We start from the raw sequence: 22,790 nt of genomic DNA on the forward strand, positions 1-22,790 counted from the left end.
GCGGCGCAACCGGGCTGGAATCCCGGCCCGTTAGCGCTAAAGTGCCAGTGAGATTCCCCATTCGACTCGCGCACCCCATTCCGGGTGCCTGTGCGGACGACGCCAAAGCGGAGACCCCAGCCATGTCCCTGAATCAGACCATCGCCGATGTGACCGATCGCATCATCGAACGTTCCCGCGATCGGCGGGAGACCTACCTCGATCGGATCGGCAAGGCGGCGGATGCGGGCCCCGTGCGCGCCCACCTGACCTGCGGCAACCAGGCCCACGCCTATGCCGGCGTGCCCCTCGACCAGGAAGCGCTGGCCACTGGCCGGGCGCCCAACATCGGCATCGTCACCGCCTACAACGACATGCTTTCGGCCCACCAGCCCTTCGAACGCTTCCCCGACCTCATCCGTGAAGCCGCCCGCAAGCAGGGCGCCACGGCGCAGGTCGCAGGCGGCGTGCCCGCCATGTGCGACGGCGTCACCCAGGGCCAGCCGGGGATGGAACTCTCGCTCTTCTCCCGCGACGTGATCGCCATGGCGGCGGGCATCGCGCTCTCGCACAATTGCTTCGACACCTCTCTCTACCTCGGCGTCTGCGACAAGATCGTCCCGGGCCTCGTCATGGCGGCGGCCACCTTCGGGCACATCCCGGCGGTCTTCCTGCCTGCGGGCCCCATGCCCTCGGGCCTGCCCAACGATCAGAAGGCCAAGGTCCGCCAGCAGTTCGCGGCGGGCGAAGTGGGCCGGGACAAGTTGATGGAGGCGGAAATGGCCTCCTACCACTCCCCCGGCACCTGTACCTTCTACGGCACTGCGAATTCCAACCAGATGCTGATGGAGTTCATGGGGCTTCACATGCCCGGCGCCTCCTTCGTCAACCCGAACACGCCGCTGCGTGACGCGCTCACCGTGGCAGGCACCGAACGCGCGCTGGAAATCACTGCGCTCGGCAACGACTTCCGCCCCGCGGGCGAGGTCCTGGACGAAAAGGCCTTCGTCAACGGCATCGTCGGGCTGATGGCCACCGGCGGCTCCACCAACCTGGTGCTGCACATGCCTGCCATGGCGCGTGCCGCCGGCATCATCCTGGATCCCGAAGATTTCGACGCGATCTCCGCCGTCACGCCGCTGCTGGCCAAGGTCTATCCCAACGGCCTGGCCGACGTGAACCACTTCCACGCCGCCGGCGGCCTGGGCTACCTGATCGACCAATTGCTGAATGACGGCCTGCTGCACGACGATACCAAGACCGTCGCCGGGGACGGGCTGGAACTCTACACCAAGGAGCCGCAGCTGATCGACGGCCGGCTCACCTGGTCCGAAGGCGCGCGCAAGTCCGAGAACGACAAGATCGTCCGCCCCGCCTCCGATCCCTTCCAGGCCACCGGCGGGCTGAAATCCCTGACGGGCGAGCTGGGCACGGCCATCATGAAGGTCTCCGCCGTGGCCCCCGAACGCCACGTGATCGAGGCCCCGGTGCGCATCTTCCATGACCAGAACGACGTGAAGGAAGCCTTCAAGAAGGGCGAATTCACCTCCGACACCATCGTCGTGGTGCGCTTCCAGGGCCCCCGCGCCAATGGCATGCCCGAACTGCACTCCCTGACGCCGACGCTGTCGGTGCTGCAGGACCGCGGGCTGAAGGTCGCCCTGCTGACCGATGGCCGGATGTCGGGGGCCTCCGGCAAGGTCCCCGCCGCCATCCACCTGTCGCCCGAAGCCGCCGACGGCGGCTGGATCGCCCGGCTGCAGGACGGCGACGTGGTGAAGCTGGATGCGGTCAACGGCACCATCACCTGCGACGCCGATCTCGCCTCGCGCACGCCGGCGGCACCGGATCTTTCGGCCAACAGCTTCGGCATCGGCCGCGAACTCTTTGAAACCTTCCGTCAGAACGCCTCGCCCGCCCGCGAAGGCGCCTCCAACGTCGTCTGAGGAGATAGACATGCTGACCCCGGAACTCGCCTCCGTCGAGGCGCGCAAGATCTGTGAACTCGCCCCCGTCGTGCCCGTGCTGGTCGTCCATGACGTAGCCCACGCCCGCCCGCTGGCCGAAGCACTGGTGGCCGGCGGCCTGCCCGCGCTAGAAGTGACCCTGCGCACGCCCGTGGCGCTCGACGTCATCCGCGAAATGGCCAAGGTCGAAGGCGGCGTGGTAGGCGCAGGCTCCATCCTGACGCCCCAGCACGTGACCCAGGTCATCGAAGCGGGCGCCAAGTTCGGCGTCTCCCCCGGCTCCACCGCCAAGGTGCTGACGGCGGCCGAGGAAGCCGACCTGCCGATGCTGCCCGGCGCGGCCACGGCCTCCGAGGTCATGGCCCTGCTGGAACGCGGCTACGAGGTGCAGAAGTTCTTCCCGGCCGAAATCGCCGGCGGTGCCGCCGCCATCAAGGCCCTTGGCGCGCCGATCCCCGGTGTCTCCTTCTGCCCCACCGGCGGCGTCTCGATGAAGAACGCGATGGACTACCTGTCGCTGAAGAACATCCTCTGCGTCGGCGGCTCCTGGGTGGCCCCGCAGAAACTGGTCGAAGCCAGCGACTGGAAGGCGATCGAGGAACTGGCCCGCGAAGCAGCCGCCCTGCCGCGCTGACCCGAGCGTCGAACGACCTTGAAACGGCGCGCCCGCCCCGGCGCGCCGCTTGTCTGTCCGCGCCCCGCATCCATGTCGATTTCGCCCGTGCCGGGCGAAGCCTCCGGCGGGAGTATTTCCGGCCAACGAATAGAACAAGGACGCCCTTCCCCTATTCGTTGGCCCGAAATACTCCGGGGGAGGCTCCGGAACGGAGACGGGGGCAGAGCCCCCTCCCTTCCCATCTGTCTCCTCCGGAGACGGGGGCAGAGCCCCCTTCTGCCCATTTCAATCCGGGCCGACCTCCCCTAGAGTTAACCGATCTCACCACCGGGGACGGCATGGAACTCGACCTGCCAAAGAGCGCTTTCACCGACGACGCCTGGGCCAATGTGCTCGAGGCGGTGGACCGCTCCTATGCAGAGCTCGTCGCCCACCAGGAGCAGCTGGAACGGCAGAACGCCGAACTGCAGGACCTGCGCCGCTTCATCGCCTCCATCCTCGGCTCCGTGACGGAGGTCATGGCCGTGCTCGACCGCGAGGGCACGATGGAGGAGGTCTCGGCCTCCCTCGCCACCGCCACCGGCTGCCGCCCCGAGGCGCTGGCGGGCCGGCCCGTGGGGGAGCTCCTGACGGAAGCGGGCGCGGCGCAGCTCGACACCGCCCTGCAGGGGCTGCGCCTGTCCCGCGCCCCCGCCCAGTTCGAGGCGGAGATCGTCACCACCGATGGCCCCGCGCCCTTCGAAATCGCCCTCTCGGCCCGTATCAACGACCGGGGCCGCGTCATGGGCGCCGTCCTCGTCGGCCGCCCCCTGGGCGAGCTGCGCCAGGCCTATTCGGAACTTGAACGCAGCCACCGGCAGCTGAAGGAAGCGCAGCTGCAGCTGGTCCGGAACGAGAAACTGGCCTCTCTCGGCCGCCTCCTCGCCGGTGTCGCGCATGAACTGAACAACCCCATCAGCTTCGTCTACGCCAATGCCCATGCGCTGGAAAAATATCTCGGCCGGTTCGAGACCTACTTCGAACGGGTTCAGGCCGGGGCCGAGCGGGACGAGCTGATCGCGCTCCGCGAGGAGCTCAAGCTGGGCCGCAACCTGAAGAACCTGAGGGAGGCGATCCACGGCGCCCGCGACGGGGCCGAGCGGGTGCGCGACATCGTGGCCGACCTGCGCCGGCTCTCCGCCGACGGCAGCGATACCCGCGCCCCCTTCGACCTCGTGGAAACCGCCCGGATCGCCGCCCACTGGATCGAACGCGGTTCGAAATCCGGCATCGTGCCGCAGTTCACCGGCCTCGACAGCCTCATCGTCACCGGCACCACCGGCCATGTCCAGCAGATCGTCATGAACCTGATCCAGAACGCCATGGACGCGCAGCGCGGGCAGGAGGACGCCGCCGTCACCATCGACATCTCCCGCGAGAAGGACCGCGCCATCCTCACCGTCACCGACAATGGCCCCGGCGTCGCGGCGGAAGACCGGGTGGCGATCTTCGACCCCTTCTTCACCACCAAGCCCGTGGGCCAGGGCACCGGCCTCGGCCTGTCGATCTGCAACAAGATTGCCGAAGAACACGGCGGCACCCTGACCCTTTGCCCGACAGACCACGGCGCCTGCTTCCGCCTCTCCCTCCCCCTCTCCCAACCGGCCCTCTCCCAACCTGACGGAGCCCCCACCCGATGAATCTGCTCTGGCTGCAATCGGCGGGCTGCGGCGGCTGCACCATGTCGCTGCTCTGCGCCGAGGATCCGAACCTCTTCGACCTCTTTTCCGACGCGGGCATCGACCTGCTCTGGCACCCCTCCGTCTCGATCGAGACCGGGGCAGAGGTGCGCCGCCTGCTCTCCCGCATCGAGGCCGGGGAGATTCCCCTCGACGCGCTCTGCATCGAGGGCTCCATCGTCACCGGGCCGAAGGGCACCGGACGCTTCCACATCCTCGCGGGCACCGGGCGCTCGATGCTCGACTGGGTGCGCAGCCTCGCGCCGCTTGCCCGCGACGTCATCGCCGTCGGCACCTGCGCGGCCTTCGGCGGCGTCACCTCCGCGGGCGGCAACCCGGCGGGGGCCATGGGCCTGGCCTTCGACGGAAAGCTCAAGGGCGGCGCGCTCGACGACGGGTTCCGCGCCCGCTCCGGCCGCCCCGTGATCAACATCGCCGGCTGCCCGACTCATCCCGGCTGGGTCACCGAAACCCTGCTCCTGCTGGCCGAGGACAAGCTGGGCGAAGCCGATCTGGACCCGCTCGGCCGCCCGCGCTTCTACGCCGACCACCTGGTGCACCACGGCTGCACCAAGAACGAGTTCTACGAGTACAAGGCCTCGGCGCGGGAGCTGTCGGAGATCGGCTGCATGATGGAGCACCTGGGCTGCGTCGGCACCCAGGCCCATGGCGATTGCAACATCCGGCCCTGGAACGGGTCGGGCTCCTGCACCTCGGGCAACTATCCCTGCATCAACTGCACCGCGCCCGAGTTCGAGGAACCCCGGCACCCCTTCACCGAGACGCCGAACATTGCGGGCATTCCTATCGGCCTGCCCTCGGACATGCCCAAGGCCTGGTTCATGGCGCTCGCCTCGCTGTCCAAGGCCGCCACGCCGAAACGCGTCGAGACAAACGCCCACTCCGACCGGCTGCGCATCCCGCCGGGCACCCCGGGAGGCAAGCGCAAGTGACCGAAAGACAACTGCTCGTCGGGCCCTTCAACCGGGTCGAGGGCGACCTGGAAATCAGCCTCGACATCCGCGACGGTCATGTCGCCGCCGCCCGCGCCAATTCGCCCCTCTTCCGTGGGTTTGAAATGCTGCTGGTGGGCAAGGATCCCCGCGACGCGCTGACGATCACGCCGCGCATCTGCGGCATCTGCTCCGTCAGCCAGTCGGCGGCAGCGGCCTTTGCCCTGGCCCAGGCCACCGGCGCGCAGATGCCGCCGCAGGGCGCGCTGGCCGCCGCGATCCTGCACGGGGTGGAAAACCTGGCCGACCACATCACCCACTTCAACCTCTTCTTCATGCCCGATTTCGCCCGCCCCGCCTATGCGGGCCGCAGCTGGCACGATCAGGCCGTGGCACGGTTCACCGCGCAGCAGGGCAGCGCCGTGCGCCGCGCGGCAGAGGCCCGCGCGCAGCTCTTCCACATCGTCGGACTTCTGGGCGGCAAGTGGCCCCATACCCTTGCCATCCAGCCCGGCGGCGTCACCCGCGCCCCCGATGCCCGCGACCGCATCCGCATCCGCACCGTGCTGCGCAGCTTCCGCCGCTACCTCGAAGAGACCCTCTTCGGCGCGCCGCTCGAAGCCTTCGCATCCCTCGCCACCCCGGATCAGCTCTCCGCCTGGGATACCGGCGACGCGGGCCTCTTCCAGCGCATCTCACATGACCTCGGCCTGTCACGGATCGGCACCGGCCCCGCCCGCTACCTCTCCTGCGGCGCCTACCCGCTGGCCGAAGGTCGCGCGATGAAATCCGGCCTTTGGGAGGCGGGCCGCGTGGCCGATTTCGACCCCGCGCAGATCACCGAAGACCTCTCCCACGCCTGGATGCTGGGTGACGCCGCCCACCCCTCCGCAGGGATCACCGAACCGGATGAGGACATGGCCGATCCCGCCTACAGCTGGTGCAAGGCGCCGCGCCTCGCGGGCCGCACGGTCGAGGTCGGCGCGCTCGCCCGGCAGGTCGTCGATGGCCACCCGCTGGCCCTCTCGCTCGCCGCCGAGGCCAGCGTGCGCGCCCGCATCGCCGGGCGCCTGCTGGAAATCGCCCGCCTGCAGATGCTGCTGGAAACCTGGGCCGAAGCGCTGGATCCCGGCGCCCGCTTCATGTCCGCCCCCGTGCCGCCCCGCGACGGCAGCGGCGTGGGGCTGGTGGAGGCCGCGCGCGGCACGCTGGGCCACTGGCTCCGGATCGAGGGCGGCCGCATCGCCTCCTACCAGATCATCGCGCCCACCACCTGGAACTTCTCCCCCCGCGACGCCACGGGCACCCCGGGCCCGGTCGAGGCCGCGCTGGTCGGCGCCGAGGTGGGCGAGGCCGAGGATACGCCGCTCACCGTCCAGCACATCGTCCGCAGCTTCGACCCCTGCATGGTCTGCACGGTGCACTGATGGGCCCGGCCTTCCGCATCCGCGTGCGCGGACAGGTGCAGGGCGTGGGCTTCCGCCCCCATGTCTGGCAACTGGCGCAGGCCATGGGCCTTTCGGGCTGGGTGCTGAACGACGCCGAAGGCGTGCTGCTGGAAATCGTGGGTCCCGGCGCCGAAACCTTCGCCACCCGTCTCCGCGACAGCGCCCCCCCGCTCTCCCGCATCGACGCGGTGGAGGTCTCCGCCGCGCAGACCGCCCCCACCGGCCCGTTCGAGATCCGCGCCTCCGGTCCCACAGGGGCCCGCACCCGCGTCACCCCCGATGCCGCCACCTGCCCCGACTGTCTGGCAGAGATCCGGGGCGAGGGCCGCCGCAAGAGCTATGCCTTCACCAACTGCACCCATTGCGGGCCGCGTTTCACGATCCTGGAACGGCTGCCCTACGACCGCGCCAACACCACCATGGCGCCCTTCGACATGTGCCCCGCCTGCCGCGCCGAATACGAGGACCCCGCCGACCGCCGCTTCCACGCCCAACCCATCGCCTGCCCCGACTGCGGCCCGCGCCTCTGGCTGGAACCCTCCGAAGGCGGCGATCCGATTGCCGGGGCCGCCGCGCTGCTGAAACAGGGGAAGATCCTGGCGATCAAGGGGCTGGGCGGCTTCCACCTTGCCTGCGACGCCACCAACCCCGAAGCCATCGCCCACTTGCGCGCGCGCAAGCACCGCCCGGCGAAACCGCTGGCCCTCATGGCGCCGCTCCCGCTCCTGCGGACCCATGCCCGGGTCGGCCCCGCCGCCGAAGCCCGCCTGACCGATCCCGCCGCCCCCATCGTGCTGCTGCCCATGGCCGGCACACCCCTGCCCGACGGCCTCGCCCCCGGCCAGTCGCTCCTCGGCTGGATGCTGCCCTACACGCCGCTGCACCACCTGCTCTGCGATGCGCTGCAACGCCCGCTGGTGATGACCTCCGGCAATCTCTCGGGCGAACCGCAGGTCATCGGCAATGACGAGGCGCGCGACAAGCTGGCGCCCTTCGCCGATGCCTTCCTGATGCATGACCGCGAAATCGCCCGCAGGCTGGATGACAGCGTCGAACGCGCCGATCCCCCCATGGTCCTGCGCCGTGCCCGGGGCCGCACCCCCGGCACCCTGCCCCTGCCCGCAGGCTTCCCCGACCGTCAGGTCGTGGCCTACGGCGGCCAGATGAAATCCGCGATCTGCCTCGTCAAGTCCGGCCAGGCCCTGCTGGGCCATCACCTTGGCGAACTGGATGAGGCGCTGACCTTCGACGCCTTCCTGCAGGCCGACCGCGACTATGCGCAGCTCTTCGATCACCGGCCCGAGGTCGTGGCCTGCGACCTCCACCCCGGCTACCGCGCCACCCGGCACGCGCATGAGACAGGCCATGCCAAGGGCCTGCCGGTGGTGGAGGTGCAGCACCACCACGCCCACCTCGCCGCATGCCTCAGCGAAGCTCTCTGGCCCCGCGACGGCGGAAAGGTCGCGGGGATCATCCTCGACGGCACCGGGCTCGGGACCGACGGCACGCTCTGGGGCGGAGAGCTTCTGCTGGGCGATTACGACGGCTTCACTCGCCATGCCTGGCTGACGCCCGCGCCGCTCATCGGGGGCGACATGGCCGCGCGGGAACCCTGGCGCAACGCGCTGGCACACCTCGACCAGGCCGGGCTTTCGGACCGCGCCGACGCGCTCTTCCCCGACCGACCCCGCGCCATGGCCCGCATGGCCGCCGAAAAGGGCCTGAACGCCCCGCTGTCGTCCTCCGCCGGGCGGCTCTTCGACGCCGTTGCCGCCTGCCTCGGGATCTGCCCCGACGGCCAGAGCTACGAAGGCGAGGCCGCCATGCGGCTCGAAGCGATGGCCGGGGACGCCCTGCACGAGGGCTACGACCTCGGCACCGACGGCCCCCTGATCGACCCCGCGCCGCTCTTCCGCGCGCTCCTGGCCGACCGTGACACGGGCACCCCGCACGCCGCCCGTGCCGCCGCCTTCCACGCCGGTCTCGCCCGTGCCTTCGCCACCCGCGCCCGCGCTCTGGTGGACGCCGGGGAGGCCCGCGCGGTGGCCCTCTCGGGCGGCTGTTTCCAGAACGCCCGCCTGCTGGCAGAGACGCTGCGCGCGCTCGGCGACACCCCCGTGCTGCTGCACCGCAGCACCCCCGCCAATGACGGCAGCCTCGCCCTCGGTCAGGCGCTCATCGCGCTGGCGCAACTGGAAAGCGCCTGACCGCATCGCTTGAAAAGTCGGAAACCGCTCTTCCGCCACGCGCACATGCGATACATCAAATGTGAAGTACAAACACCTGATTTAAAACAACAAAGAAGATATCCGACCCACCATCACTTTCTCCTCCGCATACGGCCGCATACGCGCGAAAACTGTCGCACCCGGACGCCGGGCCCGCCTGCATCAGGCCCGCCAGCGCCCCGAATAGCAGGACCTGAATGACAGGACCCGAAGGCCAGGAACGGAGGACCCACGTGACCCAGCAGATCGAAACCTTCTACGACGTGATGCGCCGGCAGGGGATCACCCGCCGCAGCTTCATGAAGTACTGCTCGCTGACCGCCGCCGCCCTCGGCCTCGGCCCGGCCTTCGTGCCCAAGATCGCCCATGCGATGGAAACCAAGCCGCGCACGCCGGTCATCTGGGTGCACGGGCTGGAATGCACCTGCTGCTCCGAAAGCTTCATCCGCTCGGCCCACCCGCTGGCCAAGGACGTCGTGCTGTCGATGATCTCGCTCGACTATGACGACACGCTGATGGCCGCCGCCGGCCACGCCGCCGAAGCCGCGCTGCAAGACACCATCGAGAAGTACAAGGGCAACTACATCCTCGCCGTCGAAGGCAACCCGCCGCTGGATGAGGACGGCATGTTCTGCATCGTCGGCGGCAAGCCCTTCGTCGAACAGCTGCGCCACGCGGCCAAGGACGCCAAGGCGATCATCAGCTGGGGCGCCTGCGCCTCCTACGGCTGCGTCCAGGCGGCCAAGCCCAACCCGACCCGCGCCACGCCGGTGCACAAGGTCATCACCGACAAGCCGATCATCAAGGTCCCGGGCTGCCCGCCCATTGCCGAGGTCATGACCGGCGTCATCACCTACATGCTGACCTTCGACCGCCTGCCCGAGCTGGATCGTCAGGGCCGCCCGGCGATGTTCTACGGCCAGCGGATCCACGACAAATGCTACCGCCGCCCCCATTTCGACGCCGGCCAGTTCGTCGAAGCCTGGGACGACGAGAACGCGCGCAAGGGCTACTGCCTGTATAAAATGGGCTGCAAGGGCCCGACCACCTACAACGCCTGTTCCACCGTGCGCTGGAACGAAGGCACCAGCTTCCCCATCCAGTCCGGCCACGGCTGCATCGGCTGTTCCGAGGACGGCTTCTGGGATCAGGGCAGCTTCTACAACCGCGTCACCGACCTCACCCAGTTCGGGGTGGAGGCAAACGCCGACAAGGTAGGCCTGACGGCGGCCGGTGTCGTCGGCGGGGGCATCGCGCTCCATGCCGCCGTCTCGGCCCTGAAATCGGCGCAACGCAAGACCCAAAGCAAGACCCAGGACGTGAAGTCCAAGGAAGAGGTGTAATCCATGGTCGTCCAGACTCCCAACGGCTTCAGCCTCGACAATTCCGGCAAGCGCATCGTCGTCGACCCGGTGACCCGGATCGAAGGCCACATGCGCTGCGAAGTGAACGTCGATGAAGACGGCGTCATCCGCAACGCGGTGTCGACCGGCACCATGTGGCGCGGTCTCGAAGTGATCCTCAAGGGCCGCGACCCGCGCGACGCCTGGGCCTTCACCGAACGGATCTGCGGCGTCTGCACCGGCACCCACGCGCTGACCTCGGTCCGCGCGGTGGAAGATGCGCTCGGCATCCAGATCCCGGACAACGCCAACTCGATCCGCAACATGATGCAGCTGGCGCTGCAGATCCATGACCACGTGGTGCACTTCTACCACCTGCACGCGCTGGACTGGGTGAACCCGGTCAACGCGCTGAAGGCGGATCCGAAGGCGACCTCGGAACTGCAGCAGACCGTGGGCCCGAACCACCCGCTGTCCTCCCCGGGCTACTTCCGCGACGTGCAGAACCGCCTGAAGAAGTTCGTGGAATCCGGCCAGCTGGGGCTTTTCAAGAACGGCTACTGGGACAACCCCGCCTATCAGCTGCCGCCCGAAGCGGACCTGATGGCGACGACCCACTACCTCGAAGCGCTCGACCTCCAGAAGGAGATCGTCAAGGTCCACACCATCTTCGGCGGCAAGAACCCGCATCCGAACTGGCTGGTGGGCGGCGTGCCCTGCCCGATCAACGTCCATTCGACCGGCGCCGTCGGCGCGATCAACATAGAACGCCTGAACCTGGTGCAGTCGATCATCCAGAAGAGCCAGGAGTTCAACCGCAACGTCTACATTCCGGACGTGAAGGCGATCGGCGGCTTCTACAAGAACTGGCTCTACGGCGGCGGCCTTTCCTCCCAGGCCTGCCTGGCCTATGGCGACATCCCCGAACATCCCAATGATTTCTCGCCCGAGCAGCTCCACCTGCCGCGCGGCGCGATCATCAACGGCGACCTCACCCAGGTGCACGACGTCGATCCGCGCGACCCCGAACAGGTGCAGGAATACGTCGATCACTCCTGGTACACCTACGGCGAACCGGGCAAGGGCCTGCACCCCTGGGACGGCGTCACCGAAGCCCAGTACGAGCTCGGCCCGAACGCCAAGGGCACCCGCACCAACATCCTCGAACTCGACGAGGCGGCGAAATACTCCTGGATCAAGGCGCCGCGCTGGAAGGGTCACGCGATGGAAGTGGGCCCGCTCGCCCGCTACATCGTCGGCTATGCCAAGGGGCACGAGGACATCAAGGACCAGGTCGATGGCCTGCTGACCGACATGGGCCTGCCGTTCGAGGCGATCTTCTCCACCCTCGGCCGCACCGCCGCCCGGGCGCTGGAATCCGAATACTGCGGCCGCCTGCAGCAGCACTTCTTCGACAAGCTCGTCACCAACATCAAGAACGGGGACGAGACGACGGCGAACATCGAGAAGTGGGATCCCTCCACCTGGCCCGCCGAAGCCAAGGGCGTCGGCATGACCGAAGCGCCGCGCGGCGCGCTTGGCCACTGGATCAAGATCAAGGATGGCCGGATCGAGAACTACCAGTGCGTCGTGCCCACCACCTGGAACGGCTCGCCCCGCGACACCCAGGGCAATATCGGCGCCTTCGAGGCCAGCCTGATGAACACGCCCATGGCCCGGCCGGAAGAGCCGGTGGAGATCCTGCGCACCCTGCACAGTTTCGACCCGTGCCTCGCCTGCTCGACCCATGTCATGTCGCCCGACGGCGACGTGCTGACCGAAGTCAAGGTTCGCTGAGGGAGGAACTCACCATGAAACCGTCCATCAAACGCATCGCGCTCATCGCTCTTGCCGCCGCCCTTCCCGGGGCGGCCTCGGCCCACGGGCTGCACGGGCCGGTGCACGGGGTCGCGGCCCATGCCGCCGCCCACCTCCTGCCCGCGCTGGTGCTGATCGTCGCCGCCGGCATCGCGCTCCACGTCGCGCGGAGGGCGCGGAAATGAGCAGCGCCTCCCCCTCGGGCGCAAAGTCGGCTCCGCTCGGCACCGCCGACGCCCACCACCTGGAGGGCGACCACCAGGTCACCCGCCAGACCTCGATCTACGTCTACGAGGCGCCGGTGCGGCTCTGGCACTGGATCAATGCCGCGGCGATCCTCGTGCTGATCGTCACCGGCTGGTTCATCGGCTCCCCGCCGCCCTCGATGCAGATCGGCGAGGCCACGCACCAGTTCGTCTTCGGCTACATCCGCTTCGCCCATTTCGCGGCGGCGATGATCCTGACCGCGGGCTTCTTCGGCCGCATCTACTGGGCCTTCGTGGGCAACCACCACGCCCGGCAGATGTTCTACCTGCCCCTGCTCCGCAAGACCTGGTGGAAAGAGATCATCCACGAAATGCGCTGGTACCTCTTCCTGGAACCGGTGCCGAAGAAATACATCGGGCACAACCCGCTGGCCCAGATCGCCATGTTCTTCTTCATGACCGTCGGGCTCAGCTTCATGATCATCACCGGCTTCGCGCTCTACGCCGAAGGCGTGGGCCAGGGTGGCATCCTGGATGCGATCTTCGGCCCGCTGCGCGACTGGATCGGCAACAGCCAGATCCTGCATTCGCTGCACCACATCGGCATGTATGCCATCGTGATCTTCATGATGATCCACATCTACGCCGCCATCCGCGAAGACATCATGTCCCGGCAGTCCATGGTCTCCACCATGATTTCGGGCCACCGCACCTTCAAGGATGACGCGCCGGAGTGACCACTTCGCGACTCGAATGGAAACTTCGTGACGGATGATCGGCAGGCCCCTCGGGGCCTGCCTTTCTTATGTGGACAGCCACCTTCACACTTTGCGCCAAACCGGAAACCAAGTTACCACAAAGAGCACAAAACCCACTTCCAAAACCAGTATTAAGCAAATACTTTCAACGCCTTACCCCAACCCATTCGAAACTGGCATTCTGCTGTCCACCCCCGGCCCCGCCCCCTAGATTGGCCCCACCTGCGGGGAGAGGAGCCCCGTGAAGACCAGCGGAGGCGCATCTCACATGACAGGCAAGGCCCTTATCCTCGGCATCGGCAACGTGCTCTGGGCAGACGAAGGCTTCGGCGTTCGCTGCGTCGAGGAAACCGCCCGCACCCTTTCCTTCGGCCCCGAAGTGCACCTCCTCGATGGTGGCACCCAGGGTCTCTACCTTCTCCCCTTCCTCGAAGGCGTCGAGGCCATGGTGGTCTTCGACGCGGTCGACTACGGCCTCGAACCCGGCACCCTGAAGGTGGTCGAAGGCGACGACGTCCCGTCCTTCATGGGCGCCAAGAAGATGTCGCTTCACCAGACCGGCTTCCAGGACGTGCTGGCCACGGCACAGCTGATGGGCTGCTGCCCAGCGCAGATCGTGCTGATCGGCTGCCAGCCGGTGGAGCTGGAAGATTACGGCGGCGGCCTGCGCCCCGCGGTCGAGGCACAGATCGCCCCCGCCATCGCCATCGCCCGCGACTGGCTGGCGGCGCGCGGCCACACCGCGACCAAGGGCGAAACCGCCACCAACGACCTCGCAGACATCTCCCTGCGCCGCGAAAACTACGAGGGCAACCGCCCGTCCGAGGCAGAGGCCTGCCGCACGGGCGATGTCCGCTTCTTCCCCGCCGACGGCTGACCTCCCCCGACAGGAACCCCCGCCTGCACGCCAGCCACCTTTGAAAGCAAGCCCATGTGTATCGGTATCCCCATGTTGATCCTCCACAGCGATGACCTCATCGCAACCGCCGCCGATGGCGACCGGGAGGTGCTCATCGACCTCGCCCTCACCGGCCCGCTCAATGCGGGCACCTGGGTGCTGACCTTCCTCGGCTCCGCCCGCGCGGTGCTGGAGGAAGAGGAGGCCCACCAGATCCTCGATGCGCTGCAGGGCCTGCGTGACATCGCCCGCGGCGTCGAAGGCAGCCCCGATCCCTTCGCCGATATCGAGGCCCGCGGCCCCCAGCTGCCGCCCCATCTCGCCGCCGCCCAGGCCGCCGGCCAAACCGAAGGATGATCCGATGACCCACCCCCTCGTTTCCCGGCTGATCGACGACCTGGGCTATCCGAAGCTCGACGATCCGGCCGCACTCGCCCTCTGGCTCGACCGGCCCGGCACCCACCTGGTCTTCGTGCCCGGCGATGCCGCCCGCAACCTCGAAACCCCCGATGTGGCGATCATCCTGCCGGAGCTTCATATGGCCTTCCAACGCGCCTTCGACTGCGCCGTCGCCGGCGACGCGATAGAGGCGAAGCTGCGAGAGGACACCGGCGTGCTGAAAACCCCCTCGCTGATCTTCTTCCGCGACGGCGCCTGCCTCGGCGGCATCGCCCGCGTCCGCGACTGGGACGACTACATGGCGCGGATCCCGCGCTTCCTCGCCGTCCAGCCCTCCCCCGATACCGCCCCCGCCGCCTGAGGATCCGAAGATGCAGAACTTCCACATGCCCCCCACCGGCTACGGCCCCGGCTCCCAGGCGTCAGAGGACGGGGAGGAGCTGGAATACATGCCCATGCCACAGGACATGCGCACCTACACCACCCACCTGCCGGAGGTGGAGCATGCCCCCGCCGCCGCCCTCGCCCTGCTGACCACCCTGGCCGATGCCGCCGATCGCGTCGCCGCAGGCGGCAAGGCCGAACGCTACGACCTGTCCAGGATCGACCCCGAGGCGCGCAAGATCATCGCGGAAACCCTGGGCGAAGGCGAAGTGGCCATGAAGGTGCGCGGCATCCCCGCGATCCGCGTGCAGGAATCCGTCTTTGCCGGCGTCTGGTCCCTCACCGGCTCGGGCATCGACGCGGTGGAGGTGGGCCAGGTCCCCGACATGGCCATCTCCCGCGCCTTCGAACCCTTCAAGCGCCCCACCGACGACAAGCCGGGCGCAGGCGTCGTCAACGCCCCCGCGCTGCTGTCGGAACTGCACGACCACTCCGCCAATCCCGGGGTGGAGCTGCACGTCATCAACCTCTCCCTCCTGCCCCATACCGAGGAAGACCTGGCCTGGCTCTCCGCCCGGCTCGGCGAAGGCTCCGTCGACATCCTGTCGCGCGGCTACGGCAACTGCCGCATCACCGCCCAGGCCCTGCCGCGCTGCTGGCACGTGCAGTTCTACAACTCCACCGACCAGCTGATCCTCGACACCTACGAGATCACGGCGATGCCCGAAGTGGTGCTCGCCGCCCGCGAAGACCTCTCCGACAGCGCCGAACGCCTGCGCGAAGTCGTGGAGGCGATCCGATGAACACCCCAAAGGCGACCTTCGAAGGCTCCTACCTCGGCGCGCAGGACAAGATCAGCCCGCAGGCGATCATGGAATGCAAGGTCTGCTGGACGCCCTACGACCCGGCCGAAGGCGACGACAGCCGCCAGATCGACCCCGGCACGCCCTTCTCCGCCCTGCCCGAGGACTGGACCTGCCCCACCTGCTCGGCGCCCGCGGCGCAGTTCATGGTGCTCGAAGATCCCGGCGCGGACGAGATGCGCGAAGCGGCCCGCATTGCCGAAATCACCGCCCGCCTCGTCGACGACTTCAACGAGGTCTGGCATTCCAAGATGCGCGACGTGCCGCTGGTCAACAAGGCGCTGCATGTGGAGGCCGTGGGCTTCCGCACCTGGAACGGCCATTTCCTCGGCGTGCTGGTCTCGCCCTGGTTCATGAACCTGATCCTGCTGCCAGATGGCGAGGCATGGACCCTGACCACCGGCGAGAAGGAGGTCATCTCCTTCCCCTCCGGCGATTACGAGTTCCTGCACAACACCCGCGACGCCATCGGCGGCTACAAGGCCTGCTCGCTCTTCTCCCCCATGGGCGACTTCACCCGCCAGAAGGATGCGACCGACGTGGCCCGCGCCGTGATGCAGGCGATCTTCGACGAGGAGAACCGGGCCGAAACCGACCGCAGCGCCGACATCCGCGCCGCCCGCGAGGCAGAGCTTGAAGCGCAGGCGGCCGCAGAAGTCGCAGCAGAAGAGCCGCCCGTGCCGATCCTGAACCCCGCGCCCACCCGCCGCGCGGTGCTGACAGCAGGCCTCGCCGAAGACCGTCTTGCCGACGACCGTCCCGCACCCTCCCCCGAAACCCCCGACGACACCACCGCCTGAGATGAACAAGCCCCTCACCCCCATTCCCGCCCTGCGCGCCCGGTCAGGCCCCGCCCTGCCGGTGGCACGCCTCGTGGTGGGCCGCAGCATAGAGGAGGTGGAAGCCCTGCTGCCCCGCCTCTTCGCGCTGTGCCGGGCGGCGCAGGGGGCGGCGCTTCAGGCGGCGCTCGGCCGGGCGGTGGACCCCGCGCCGATCGCGGCAGAGGTGCTGCGCGACCACCTGATGAAGCTCTTCGTGACCTGGCCGCGCCTGCTGGGCCTGCCGGTGCGCGCCCTGCCCGAAGGCTGGACCGAAGGCCGGGGCGTCGCCACCGCGCTCTTCGGGCCCACGGGCACCGCGCCCGAAAGCCCCGAGGACTTCGCGTCCTTCCTGCGCTCGGGCCATGGCGTGGCACCGCTGCTTTCCGCCATCGACCGGGCCTTCGGCACGGCGGGCGCCATCGCCCCGCTGCCCCCGGTCACGCCCGGCACGATCTGGGCCGACCGCCCGGTGGAAAACGCCTGTGCCACGCGCCAGGCCCACCGGCCCGCGCTGGCCGCGCTCGACCACGGCCCCTTGTGGCGGGCCGCCGCCCGGGCCTACGATGCCGAAAGCGCCCTCACCGGCGCCCTGCCCGCCGTCACCTGCCCCACCCCGGGCACGGCGGTCGTCCCCGCCACCCGCGGCAGCTCCGGCCTGCGCATCGCCACCGAGGAAGGCTTCGTGACCGAATTCGCCCGGATCACCCCGACCGATCACATGCTCGCCCCCGGCGGCGCGCTGGACCTGTCGCTGGCAGCCCTGCCCGCCGACCGCGCGGGGCTCGCGCCGCTCCTCCTCGACATCCTCGACCCCTGCGCGCCCGTCGAACTGGTGCCCCTTGCGGAAAACGTTGCGCCGGAGGCCCCCGATGCATGAAATGTCGCTCTGCGAAGGCATCCGCCGCGTCGTCGACCAGGCCGCCGACCGCCCCGACGTGACCCGCGTCACCCGCGTGCGCCTCGAAATCGGCCAGTTCGCCGGGGTCGAGAAATCCGCCCTTTCCTTCGCCTGGGAAATCGTCATGCGCGGCTCCAAGGCCGAGGGCGCAGACCTGATCATGATCGACCTGCCCGGCAAGGCGCTCTGCTACGATTGCATGGCCGAGGTCGAGATCCCCGAACGCCTGTCGCCCTGCCCGCTCTGCGGCGGGGGCAAGCTGCTGCCCCAGGGCGGCGATGAAATGCAGATTAAAGACATGGAGGTGCTCTGATGTGCACTGTATGCGGTTGCGGCGACGCCAGTCTCGCCGGTCATTCCCACGACCATGAACACGGGCACGATCACGGGCACGGGCACGGGCACGATCACTCCCACGATCACGCGCATGACCATGGCCATCACCACCATGACAACGGGCATGATCACGACCACGACCACGGCCACGCCCATTCCCACGACATCCACTACGGCACCGGCCCGGCCGGCACCGCCGTTCCCGGCATGTCGCAGGAACGCCTGATCGAGATCGAGACCGGCATCCTCAGCCAGAACGACCGCTACGCGGCGGCCAACCGCGCCCGCCTCGCGGCGCTGGATGCCTATGCCGTCAACCTCGTCTCCTCCCCCGGCTCGGGCAAGACCACGCTGCTTTGCGCCACCATCCGCGCCATGGCCGACGCAGGCCCCCTCGCCGTGATCGAGGGCGACCAGCAGACCACCAATGACGCCGACCGCATCCGCGAAACCGGCGCGCCGGCGATCCAGATCAACACCGGCAAGGGCTGCCACCTCGACGGCCACATGGTCGGGCACGCGATGGAACACCTCGCCCTCGCCCCCGAAACCACCCTCTTCATCGAAAACGTCGGCAACCTCGTCTGCCCCGCCGCCTTCGACCTGGGCGAAGACGCCAAGGTGGCGATCCTCTCCGTCACCGAAGGCGAGGACAAGCCGCTGAAATACCCCGACATGTTCACCGCCTCGCGCATCGCGCTGCTGAACAAGGTCGACCTTGCCCCGCATTGCGATGTCGACCTCGACCTCTACGAGGCGAACCTGAAACGCGTGAACCCCACGATCGAGGTCATCCGCGTCTCCGCCCGCACCGGAGAGGGGCTGAACCGCTGGATCGCCTGGCTCAAGGGCGAAGCCATGGCCAAACGCATCCGCAAGGCGGCCGAATGATGGCCGATCAGCTGCCCACCATCCTCGTCGTCGATGACGAACCCCACTCCGTCGCCGCCATGCGCATGGCGCTCGAGGACGATTTCACCGTCCTCGAAGCCGCCGATGCGGCCGAGGCCTGGGAACTGATGGAGCAGCACTGGGTCCAGGTCGTCGTCTCGGATCAGCGGATGCCGGGCAAGACCGGGATCGAACTGCTGACAGAGGTCCGCGACCGCTGGCCCGATACCGTCCGCATCATCGTCACCGGCTACACCGAAACCTCCGACATGATCGACGCCATCAACGAGGCGGGCATCTACCAGTTCATCACCAAGCCCTGGCACCCCGACCAGCTGCTGATGGCGGTAAAGAACGCCTCCCGCCTCTTCGACCTGGCGCGCGATCACGAACGCATGACGCTGGAAATGCGCTACCTCGGCACCGCGGCTGCGCAACGGACCGAGGAACGCCGCCGCCTGCTGCAGGCCGGCCTTGGCTTCGACAAGGTGCTGCGCGGCCCGAACTCGCCGCTGAACGCCACGATCTCCCGCGCGCGCCACTTCGCCAGCTTCGACGTGCCCGTGCTGATCACGGGCGAGCCAGGCACCGGCAAGACCGAACTGGCGCGCGCCATCCACTACGGCTCCCTGCGCGCCGACAAGCCCTTCTTCGAACTGAACTGCGCCGGTCTCGGGGATGAAGCCCTGGCGGCCGAACTCTTCGGCGCGCGGCGCGGCGCCCTGCCCGGCACCCCGCAATCGCGCACGGGCATCCTGCAGAAGGCCGCGCGCGGCACGGTCTTCCTCAACGGCGTCGACACGCTCTCGCCCGCCATGCAGATGGCGCTCTGGCGCGTCGTGACCGAAGGGGCGTTCCAGCCCTACGGCGCGCATGAGACGCTGACGACCAATGCCCGCATCCTCGCCGGGACCCACTCCGACCTGCGCCAGATGGTGGCCGAAGGGCGCTTCCGCTCGGACCTCTACTACGCGCTGCAGGTGACCGAACTGGCCCTGCCGCCCCTGCGCGCCCGCAACGACGACATCATCCTGCTCGCCGAACGCTACCTGCACGAGGTCGCGCAGGAACATGGCAAACCGGTGCGCGGTCTGGCCGCCGACGCCATCCACTTCCTCGAAGGCTACGACTGGCCCGGCAACCTGCCCGAGCTGCGCAACGAGGTCACCCGCATGCTGATCCTGGCCCAGGACGTGACCCTGGGGGCCGATCTCATCTCCCGCCACATCCTGCAATCGCGCGATCCCCGCGACGGCGCCGGCGCCCAGGTGGCCGCCCCCGATTTCAGCCAGCTCGAAGGCACGCTGAAGGACCGGGTGGAAATCATGGAGATGCGGATCCTGGGCGAAACCCTCACCCGGCTGAAGTGGAACAAGTCCCGCGCCGCCGCCGAACTGGGCCTGTCCCGGGTCGGCCTGCGCGCCAAGCTCGACCGCTACGGCATCGAACCCCATGCATCCATTTCAGAGGAGGACTGAGACATGTGCCTTGGTATTCCCGGCCAGATCATCGCGATCTCCGACCCGAACCGGCAGATGGGCCTGGCCGAAATCTCCGGCGTCCGGAGGGAGGTCTCGCTGGCCCCCGTCGCCGACCGCCCGCTGGATGACCTCGTGGGCGAATGGGTGCTGATCCACGTCGGCTTCGCCATGGCCGTCATCGACGAGGCGGAGGCCGCCGCGACACTCGACGCGCTCCGCGAACTGGGCGAGGCGCAGGAGGCGCTGGACCAGATGGCAGAGGGCGACCGCGCGCTGGCGCACCCTGTTGCCGTGGAGGCCCGCTGATGCGCTACGTCGAGGAATTCCGCGACCCGTCCAAGGCGCAGGCCCTGCTGAAGGCCATCGCGCGGGAGGCCGACGCCATAGGCGCCACCGCCGAAAGTCCCGTCCGCATCATGGAAATCTGCGGTGGCCACACCCATTCCATCTTCCGCTACGGGCTCGACAAGCTGGTGCACGAGGGCGTGGAATTCATCCACGGCCCCGGCTGCCCGGTCTGCGTCCTGCCCATGGCCCGCGTGGACGAAGCCGTCGAACTGGCCCGCCGGCCCGAAGTCATCTTCACCTCCTTCGGCGACGCCATGCGCGTGCCGGGGACCAAGGGATCCCTACTTCAGGCCAAGGCCGCCGGCGCCGATGTCCGCACCGTCTATTCGCCGCTCGACGCGCTGGAACTCGCCCGCCGCAATCCCGACCGCGAAGTGGTCTTCTTCGGCCTCGGCTTTGAAACCACGACGCCCTCCACCGCGCTCTCGGTCCAGCAGGCGGCGCGTGAAGGCCTGACCAATTTCACCGTCTTCGTGAACCACATCACCGTGCCGCCGCCCATCAAGGCGCTGCTGGATGACCCCTACATGCTGCTCGACGGTTTCGTCGGCCCCGGCCATGTCTCCATGGTCATCGGCGTGCACCCCTACGACTTCATCCCCCGCGACTATGGCAAACCCATCGTCGTGGCGGGCTTCGAACCGCTCGACCTGCTGCAATCGGTCCTCATGGTCCTGCAACAGATCCGCCAGGGCCGGGCCGAGGTCGAAAACCAGTACGCCCGCGTCGTGCCCGAACACGGCAACGCCGTCTCCCTCGCCGCCATCGCCGATGTCTACGAGGAACGCCCCTCCTTCGAATGGCGCGGACTTGGCGAGATCGACGCCTCCGGCCTGCGGATGCGCGCCGCCTACCGTGCCTTCGATGCGGAGGAGAAATTCGGCCTGGGCTATGCCGCCGCCGCCGGCCGCACGCCCGTGCCCGAACCCGAAGGCTGCGCCTGCGGACAGGTCATGACCGGCCGTATGAAACCCACCGCCTGCCCGCAGTTCGGGCGCGGCTGCACCCCCGACACGCCGCTGGGCGCGCTCATGGTCTCCTCGGAAGGCGCCTGTGCCGCCTACTGGACCTACGGCGGCGCCCGCGTCGCGGCCGAGTAACCCCACCCTCGGGGGGCCTCGGTCCCGGGCGGCCCCGTCCTGTCCTCCCAGATCGGGTGCCGCCTGAGACTTCCCCATTACGGGGAGCCTCAACAGATCAAAGGTTTCGCCCGGCGGCACGCCGGGCGGCGCCCGACCCTCCCCCCGGGAGGGCGCATTGGCGATGTCGGACAGAAGAAGCGCCCACATGGATGCTTCGAGGCACCACGCCGCCCACCCGTTCCAAGGCGCCCCCCCAGGGTCGGGCGCCTCCCTCACCAAGATGCCCAGAGGACCCGCCATGAACGCCGCCACCAAACCCTCCCGCCTCCGCGACAGCCACGTCACCCTCTCCCACGGCGGCGGCGGCCGGGCCATGCGCGACCTCATCGAAGAGGTCTTCACAGATGTCTTCCAACCCGACGGAGACGAGGATCAGGCCCGCCTGACCCATGCGGCACTCGCCACCCCCGGCACCCGTCTGGCCTTCACCACCGACAGCTTCGTCGTCACGCCGCTGGAATTCCCCGGCGGCGACATCGGCAAGCTGGCGGTCTGCGGCACCGTCAACGACCTTGCCGTGGGTGGCGCCACCCCGCTCTGGCTCTCCGCCTCCTTCATCATCGAGGAAGGCACGGAAATCGCCCTGCTGCGCCGCCTCGTCGCCTCCATGGCGCGGGAGGCCGAAGCGGCGGGCGTCCGCATCGTCACCGGCGACACCAAGGTCGTGGGGCGCGGCTCCTGCGACAAGGTCTTCATCACCACCTCAGGCGTCGGCGTGATCCCGGCGGGCCGCGACATGGGTGCGGCGCAGATCCGCGAAGGCGACGTGGCCATCGTCAACGGCGTGCTGGGCGATCACGGCGCCACCATCCTGGCGGCACGCGGCGACCTCGCGCTGTCGACACCGCTGCAATCGGATTGCCAGTCCCTCAACGCGCTGATGGAGGCGGTGCTGGCCGCCGCCCCCGACACCCGCGCCGCCCGCGACGCCACGCGCGGCGGCCTCGCCTCCTCGCTCAACGAAATGGCCGAGGCGGCGGGCGTCACCGTGGAACTGGACGAAGCCGCCCTGCCGCTGCGGGCAGAGGTGAAGGGGATGTGCGAAATCCTCGGCCTCGACCCGCTCTACCTCGCCAACGAAGGCACGCTGGTGCTCTTCGCCCCCGCCGATCAGGCCCAGGCCGCGCTGGCCGCCATGCGCGCCACGCCTGCGGGCCGGGATGCGGCGATCATCGGCCGCGCCCGCCCCCGCGACACCGTGCCCGTCAAGATGCGCACCGCTTTCGGTGGACAACGCATCGTCGACATGCTCGTTGGCGAACAACTTCCCCGCATCTGCTGATGCCCCCCGACAG

At 68.7% G+C, this 22,790-nt stretch carries 22 protein-coding genes; all 22 read left to right on the plus strand.

What is annotated here, in order from left to right:
- Window positions 1-122: 122 nt before the first annotated feature.
- The 22 genes from edd (at window position 123) to hypE (ending at window position 22,777) form a co-directional block, all read left to right on the plus strand.
- Window positions 123-1,925, plus strand: a complete 1,803-nt coding sequence (edd, locus tag AC2IR1_RS14400; RefSeq protein ID WP_486472661.1) for a phosphogluconate dehydratase — start codon at window positions 123-125, stop codon at window positions 1,923-1,925.
- Window positions 1,926-1,935: 10 nt separating this feature from the next.
- Complete coding sequence (gene eda, locus AC2IR1_RS14405; protein WP_486472662.1) at window positions 1,936-2,580, plus strand: bifunctional 4-hydroxy-2-oxoglutarate aldolase/2-dehydro-3-deoxy-phosphogluconate aldolase; 645 nt, start codon at window positions 1,936-1,938, stop codon at window positions 2,578-2,580.
- Between the two features lie 320 nt (window positions 2,581-2,900).
- Window positions 2,901-4,241, plus strand: a complete 1,341-nt coding sequence (locus AC2IR1_RS14410) for a sensor histidine kinase (RefSeq protein WP_486472663.1) — start codon at window positions 2,901-2,903, stop codon at window positions 4,239-4,241.
- The gene (locus AC2IR1_RS14415; protein ID WP_486472664.1) at window positions 4,238-5,233 is read left to right on the plus strand and encodes an NADH-quinone oxidoreductase subunit B family protein; all 996 of its coding nucleotides are present in this window, start codon (window positions 4,238-4,240) and stop codon (window positions 5,231-5,233) included. The genes AC2IR1_RS14410 and AC2IR1_RS14415 overlap by 4 nt, the downstream gene beginning before the upstream one ends.
- Window positions 5,230-6,660 carry a nickel-dependent hydrogenase large subunit gene (locus tag AC2IR1_RS14420; RefSeq protein WP_486472665.1) on the plus strand — a complete coding sequence of 477 codons (1,431 nt, stop codon included), beginning with the start codon at window positions 5,230-5,232 and terminating at the stop codon, window positions 6,658-6,660. The genes AC2IR1_RS14415 and AC2IR1_RS14420 overlap by 4 nt, the downstream gene beginning before the upstream one ends.
- Window positions 6,660-8,888, plus strand: a complete 2,229-nt coding sequence (gene hypF, locus AC2IR1_RS14425) for a carbamoyltransferase HypF (RefSeq protein WP_486472666.1) — start codon at window positions 6,660-6,662, stop codon at window positions 8,886-8,888. Before AC2IR1_RS14420 ends, hypF begins: the two co-directional genes overlap by 1 nt.
- Window positions 8,889-9,106: 218 nt before the next feature.
- A complete protein-coding gene (locus AC2IR1_RS14430) occupies window positions 9,107-10,252 on the plus strand; it encodes a hydrogenase small subunit (protein WP_486472667.1) in 1,146 nt (381 codons plus the stop codon).
- A 3-nt stretch (window positions 10,253-10,255) separates the two neighbouring features.
- Window positions 10,256-12,049 carry a nickel-dependent hydrogenase large subunit gene (locus AC2IR1_RS14435; protein ID WP_486472668.1) on the plus strand — a complete coding sequence of 598 codons (1,794 nt, stop codon included), beginning with the start codon at window positions 10,256-10,258 and terminating at the stop codon, window positions 12,047-12,049.
- 14 nt (window positions 12,050-12,063) lie between these two features.
- Window positions 12,064-12,255 (plus strand): hypothetical protein, encoded by a 192-nt coding sequence (locus AC2IR1_RS14440; protein ID WP_486472669.1) that lies wholly within the window; start codon window positions 12,064-12,066, stop codon window positions 12,253-12,255.
- On the plus strand, window positions 12,252-13,013 hold the full coding sequence (cybH, locus tag AC2IR1_RS14445; protein ID WP_486472670.1) for a Ni/Fe-hydrogenase, b-type cytochrome subunit: 762 nt from the start codon (window positions 12,252-12,254) through the stop codon (window positions 13,011-13,013). Before AC2IR1_RS14440 ends, cybH begins: the two co-directional genes overlap by 4 nt.
- 289 nt (window positions 13,014-13,302) lie before the next feature.
- A complete protein-coding gene (locus AC2IR1_RS14450) occupies window positions 13,303-13,911 on the plus strand; it encodes a HyaD/HybD family hydrogenase maturation endopeptidase (RefSeq protein ID WP_486472671.1) in 609 nt (202 codons plus the stop codon).
- Between the two features lie 54 nt (window positions 13,912-13,965).
- Window positions 13,966-14,289, plus strand: a complete 324-nt coding sequence (locus tag AC2IR1_RS14455; protein ID WP_486472672.1) for a HypC/HybG/HupF family hydrogenase formation chaperone — start codon at window positions 13,966-13,968, stop codon at window positions 14,287-14,289.
- A gap of 4 nt (window positions 14,290-14,293) precedes the next feature.
- On the plus strand, window positions 14,294-14,692 hold the full coding sequence (locus AC2IR1_RS14460) for a thioredoxin domain-containing protein (protein WP_486472673.1): 399 nt from the start codon (window positions 14,294-14,296) through the stop codon (window positions 14,690-14,692).
- A gap of 10 nt (window positions 14,693-14,702) precedes the next feature.
- Complete coding sequence (locus tag AC2IR1_RS14465) at window positions 14,703-15,518, plus strand: hydrogenase expression/formation protein (RefSeq protein WP_486472674.1); 816 nt, start codon at window positions 14,703-14,705, stop codon at window positions 15,516-15,518.
- Window positions 15,515-16,378 (plus strand): [NiFe]-hydrogenase assembly chaperone HybE, encoded by an 864-nt coding sequence (gene hybE / locus AC2IR1_RS14470; protein ID WP_486472675.1) that lies wholly within the window; start codon window positions 15,515-15,517, stop codon window positions 16,376-16,378. The genes AC2IR1_RS14465 and hybE overlap by 4 nt, the downstream gene beginning before the upstream one ends.
- 1 nt (window position 16,379) lies before the next feature.
- On the plus strand, window positions 16,380-17,276 hold the full coding sequence (locus tag AC2IR1_RS14475) for a hydrogenase expression/formation protein HupK (protein ID WP_486472676.1): 897 nt from the start codon (window positions 16,380-16,382) through the stop codon (window positions 17,274-17,276).
- On the plus strand, window positions 17,269-17,610 hold the full coding sequence (gene hypA / locus AC2IR1_RS14480) for a hydrogenase maturation nickel metallochaperone HypA (protein WP_486472677.1): 342 nt from the start codon (window positions 17,269-17,271) through the stop codon (window positions 17,608-17,610). Before AC2IR1_RS14475 ends, hypA begins: the two co-directional genes overlap by 8 nt.
- Entirely contained in the window at window positions 17,610-18,524 is a 915-nt protein-coding gene (gene hypB, locus AC2IR1_RS14485) for a hydrogenase nickel incorporation protein HypB (RefSeq protein WP_486472678.1), read from the plus strand. The genes hypA and hypB overlap by 1 nt, the downstream gene beginning before the upstream one ends.
- A complete protein-coding gene (locus AC2IR1_RS14490) occupies window positions 18,524-20,002 on the plus strand; it encodes a sigma-54-dependent transcriptional regulator (protein WP_486472679.1) in 1,479 nt (492 codons plus the stop codon). The genes hypB and AC2IR1_RS14490 overlap by 1 nt, the downstream gene beginning before the upstream one ends.
- 3 nt (window positions 20,003-20,005) lie before the next feature.
- Complete coding sequence (locus AC2IR1_RS14495; RefSeq protein WP_486472680.1) at window positions 20,006-20,311, plus strand: HypC/HybG/HupF family hydrogenase formation chaperone; 306 nt, start codon at window positions 20,006-20,008, stop codon at window positions 20,309-20,311.
- On the plus strand, window positions 20,311-21,453 hold the full coding sequence (gene hypD, locus AC2IR1_RS14500; RefSeq protein WP_486472681.1) for a hydrogenase formation protein HypD: 1,143 nt from the start codon (window positions 20,311-20,313) through the stop codon (window positions 21,451-21,453). Before AC2IR1_RS14495 ends, hypD begins: the two co-directional genes overlap by 1 nt.
- A gap of 280 nt (window positions 21,454-21,733) precedes the next feature.
- Window positions 21,734-22,777 (plus strand): hydrogenase expression/formation protein HypE, encoded by a 1,044-nt coding sequence (gene hypE, locus AC2IR1_RS14505; RefSeq protein WP_486472682.1) that lies wholly within the window; start codon window positions 21,734-21,736, stop codon window positions 22,775-22,777.
- Window positions 22,778-22,790: the final 13 nt, after the last annotated feature.

Source organism: Pseudooceanicola sp. NS-SX8 (assembly GCF_057380755.1).

Bases quoted from the DNA above. Each gene is read 5' to 3' on its own strand.
- AC2IR1_RS14495 (WP_486472680.1), top strand. From the start codon at position 20,006: ATGTGCCTTGGTATTCCCGGCCAGATCATCGCGATCTCCGACCCGAAC.
- hypB (WP_486472678.1), top strand. From the start codon at position 17,610: ATGTGCACTGTATGCGGTTGCGGCGACGCCAGTCTCGCCGGTCATTCC.
- hypD (WP_486472681.1), top strand. From the start codon at position 20,311: ATGCGCTACGTCGAGGAATTCCGCGACCCGTCCAAGGCGCAGGCCCTG.
- hypF (WP_486472666.1), top strand. From the start codon at position 6,660: ATGGGCCCGGCCTTCCGCATCCGCGTGCGCGGACAGGTGCAGGGCGTG.
- AC2IR1_RS14415 (WP_486472664.1), top strand. From the start codon at position 4,238: ATGAATCTGCTCTGGCTGCAATCGGCGGGCTGCGGCGGCTGCACCATG.
- hypA (WP_486472677.1), top strand. From the start codon at position 17,269: ATGCATGAAATGTCGCTCTGCGAAGGCATCCGCCGCGTCGTCGACCAG.
- AC2IR1_RS14410 (WP_486472663.1), top strand. From the start codon at position 2,901: ATGGAACTCGACCTGCCAAAGAGCGCTTTCACCGACGACGCCTGGGCC.
- AC2IR1_RS14460 (WP_486472673.1), top strand. From the start codon at position 14,294: ATGACCCACCCCCTCGTTTCCCGGCTGATCGACGACCTGGGCTATCCG.
- hypE (WP_486472682.1), top strand. From the start codon at position 21,734: ATGAACGCCGCCACCAAACCCTCCCGCCTCCGCGACAGCCACGTCACC.
- AC2IR1_RS14440 (WP_486472669.1), top strand. From the start codon at position 12,064: ATGAAACCGTCCATCAAACGCATCGCGCTCATCGCTCTTGCCGCCGCC.
- AC2IR1_RS14450 (WP_486472671.1), top strand. From the start codon at position 13,303: ATGACAGGCAAGGCCCTTATCCTCGGCATCGGCAACGTGCTCTGGGCA.
- AC2IR1_RS14490 (WP_486472679.1), top strand. From the start codon at position 18,524: ATGGCCGATCAGCTGCCCACCATCCTCGTCGTCGATGACGAACCCCAC.
- eda (WP_486472662.1), top strand. From the start codon at position 1,936: ATGCTGACCCCGGAACTCGCCTCCGTCGAGGCGCGCAAGATCTGTGAA.
- AC2IR1_RS14430 (WP_486472667.1), top strand. From the start codon at position 9,107: ATGACAGGACCCGAAGGCCAGGAACGGAGGACCCACGTGACCCAGCAG.
- hybE (WP_486472675.1), top strand. From the start codon at position 15,515: ATGAACACCCCAAAGGCGACCTTCGAAGGCTCCTACCTCGGCGCGCAG.
- cybH (WP_486472670.1), top strand. From the start codon at position 12,252: ATGAGCAGCGCCTCCCCCTCGGGCGCAAAGTCGGCTCCGCTCGGCACC.
- AC2IR1_RS14455 (WP_486472672.1), top strand. From the start codon at position 13,966: ATGTGTATCGGTATCCCCATGTTGATCCTCCACAGCGATGACCTCATC.
- AC2IR1_RS14435 (WP_486472668.1), top strand. From the start codon at position 10,256: ATGGTCGTCCAGACTCCCAACGGCTTCAGCCTCGACAATTCCGGCAAG.
- edd (WP_486472661.1), top strand. From the start codon at position 123: ATGTCCCTGAATCAGACCATCGCCGATGTGACCGATCGCATCATCGAA.
- AC2IR1_RS14465 (WP_486472674.1), top strand. From the start codon at position 14,703: ATGCAGAACTTCCACATGCCCCCCACCGGCTACGGCCCCGGCTCCCAG.
- AC2IR1_RS14475 (WP_486472676.1), top strand. From the start codon at position 16,380: ATGAACAAGCCCCTCACCCCCATTCCCGCCCTGCGCGCCCGGTCAGGC.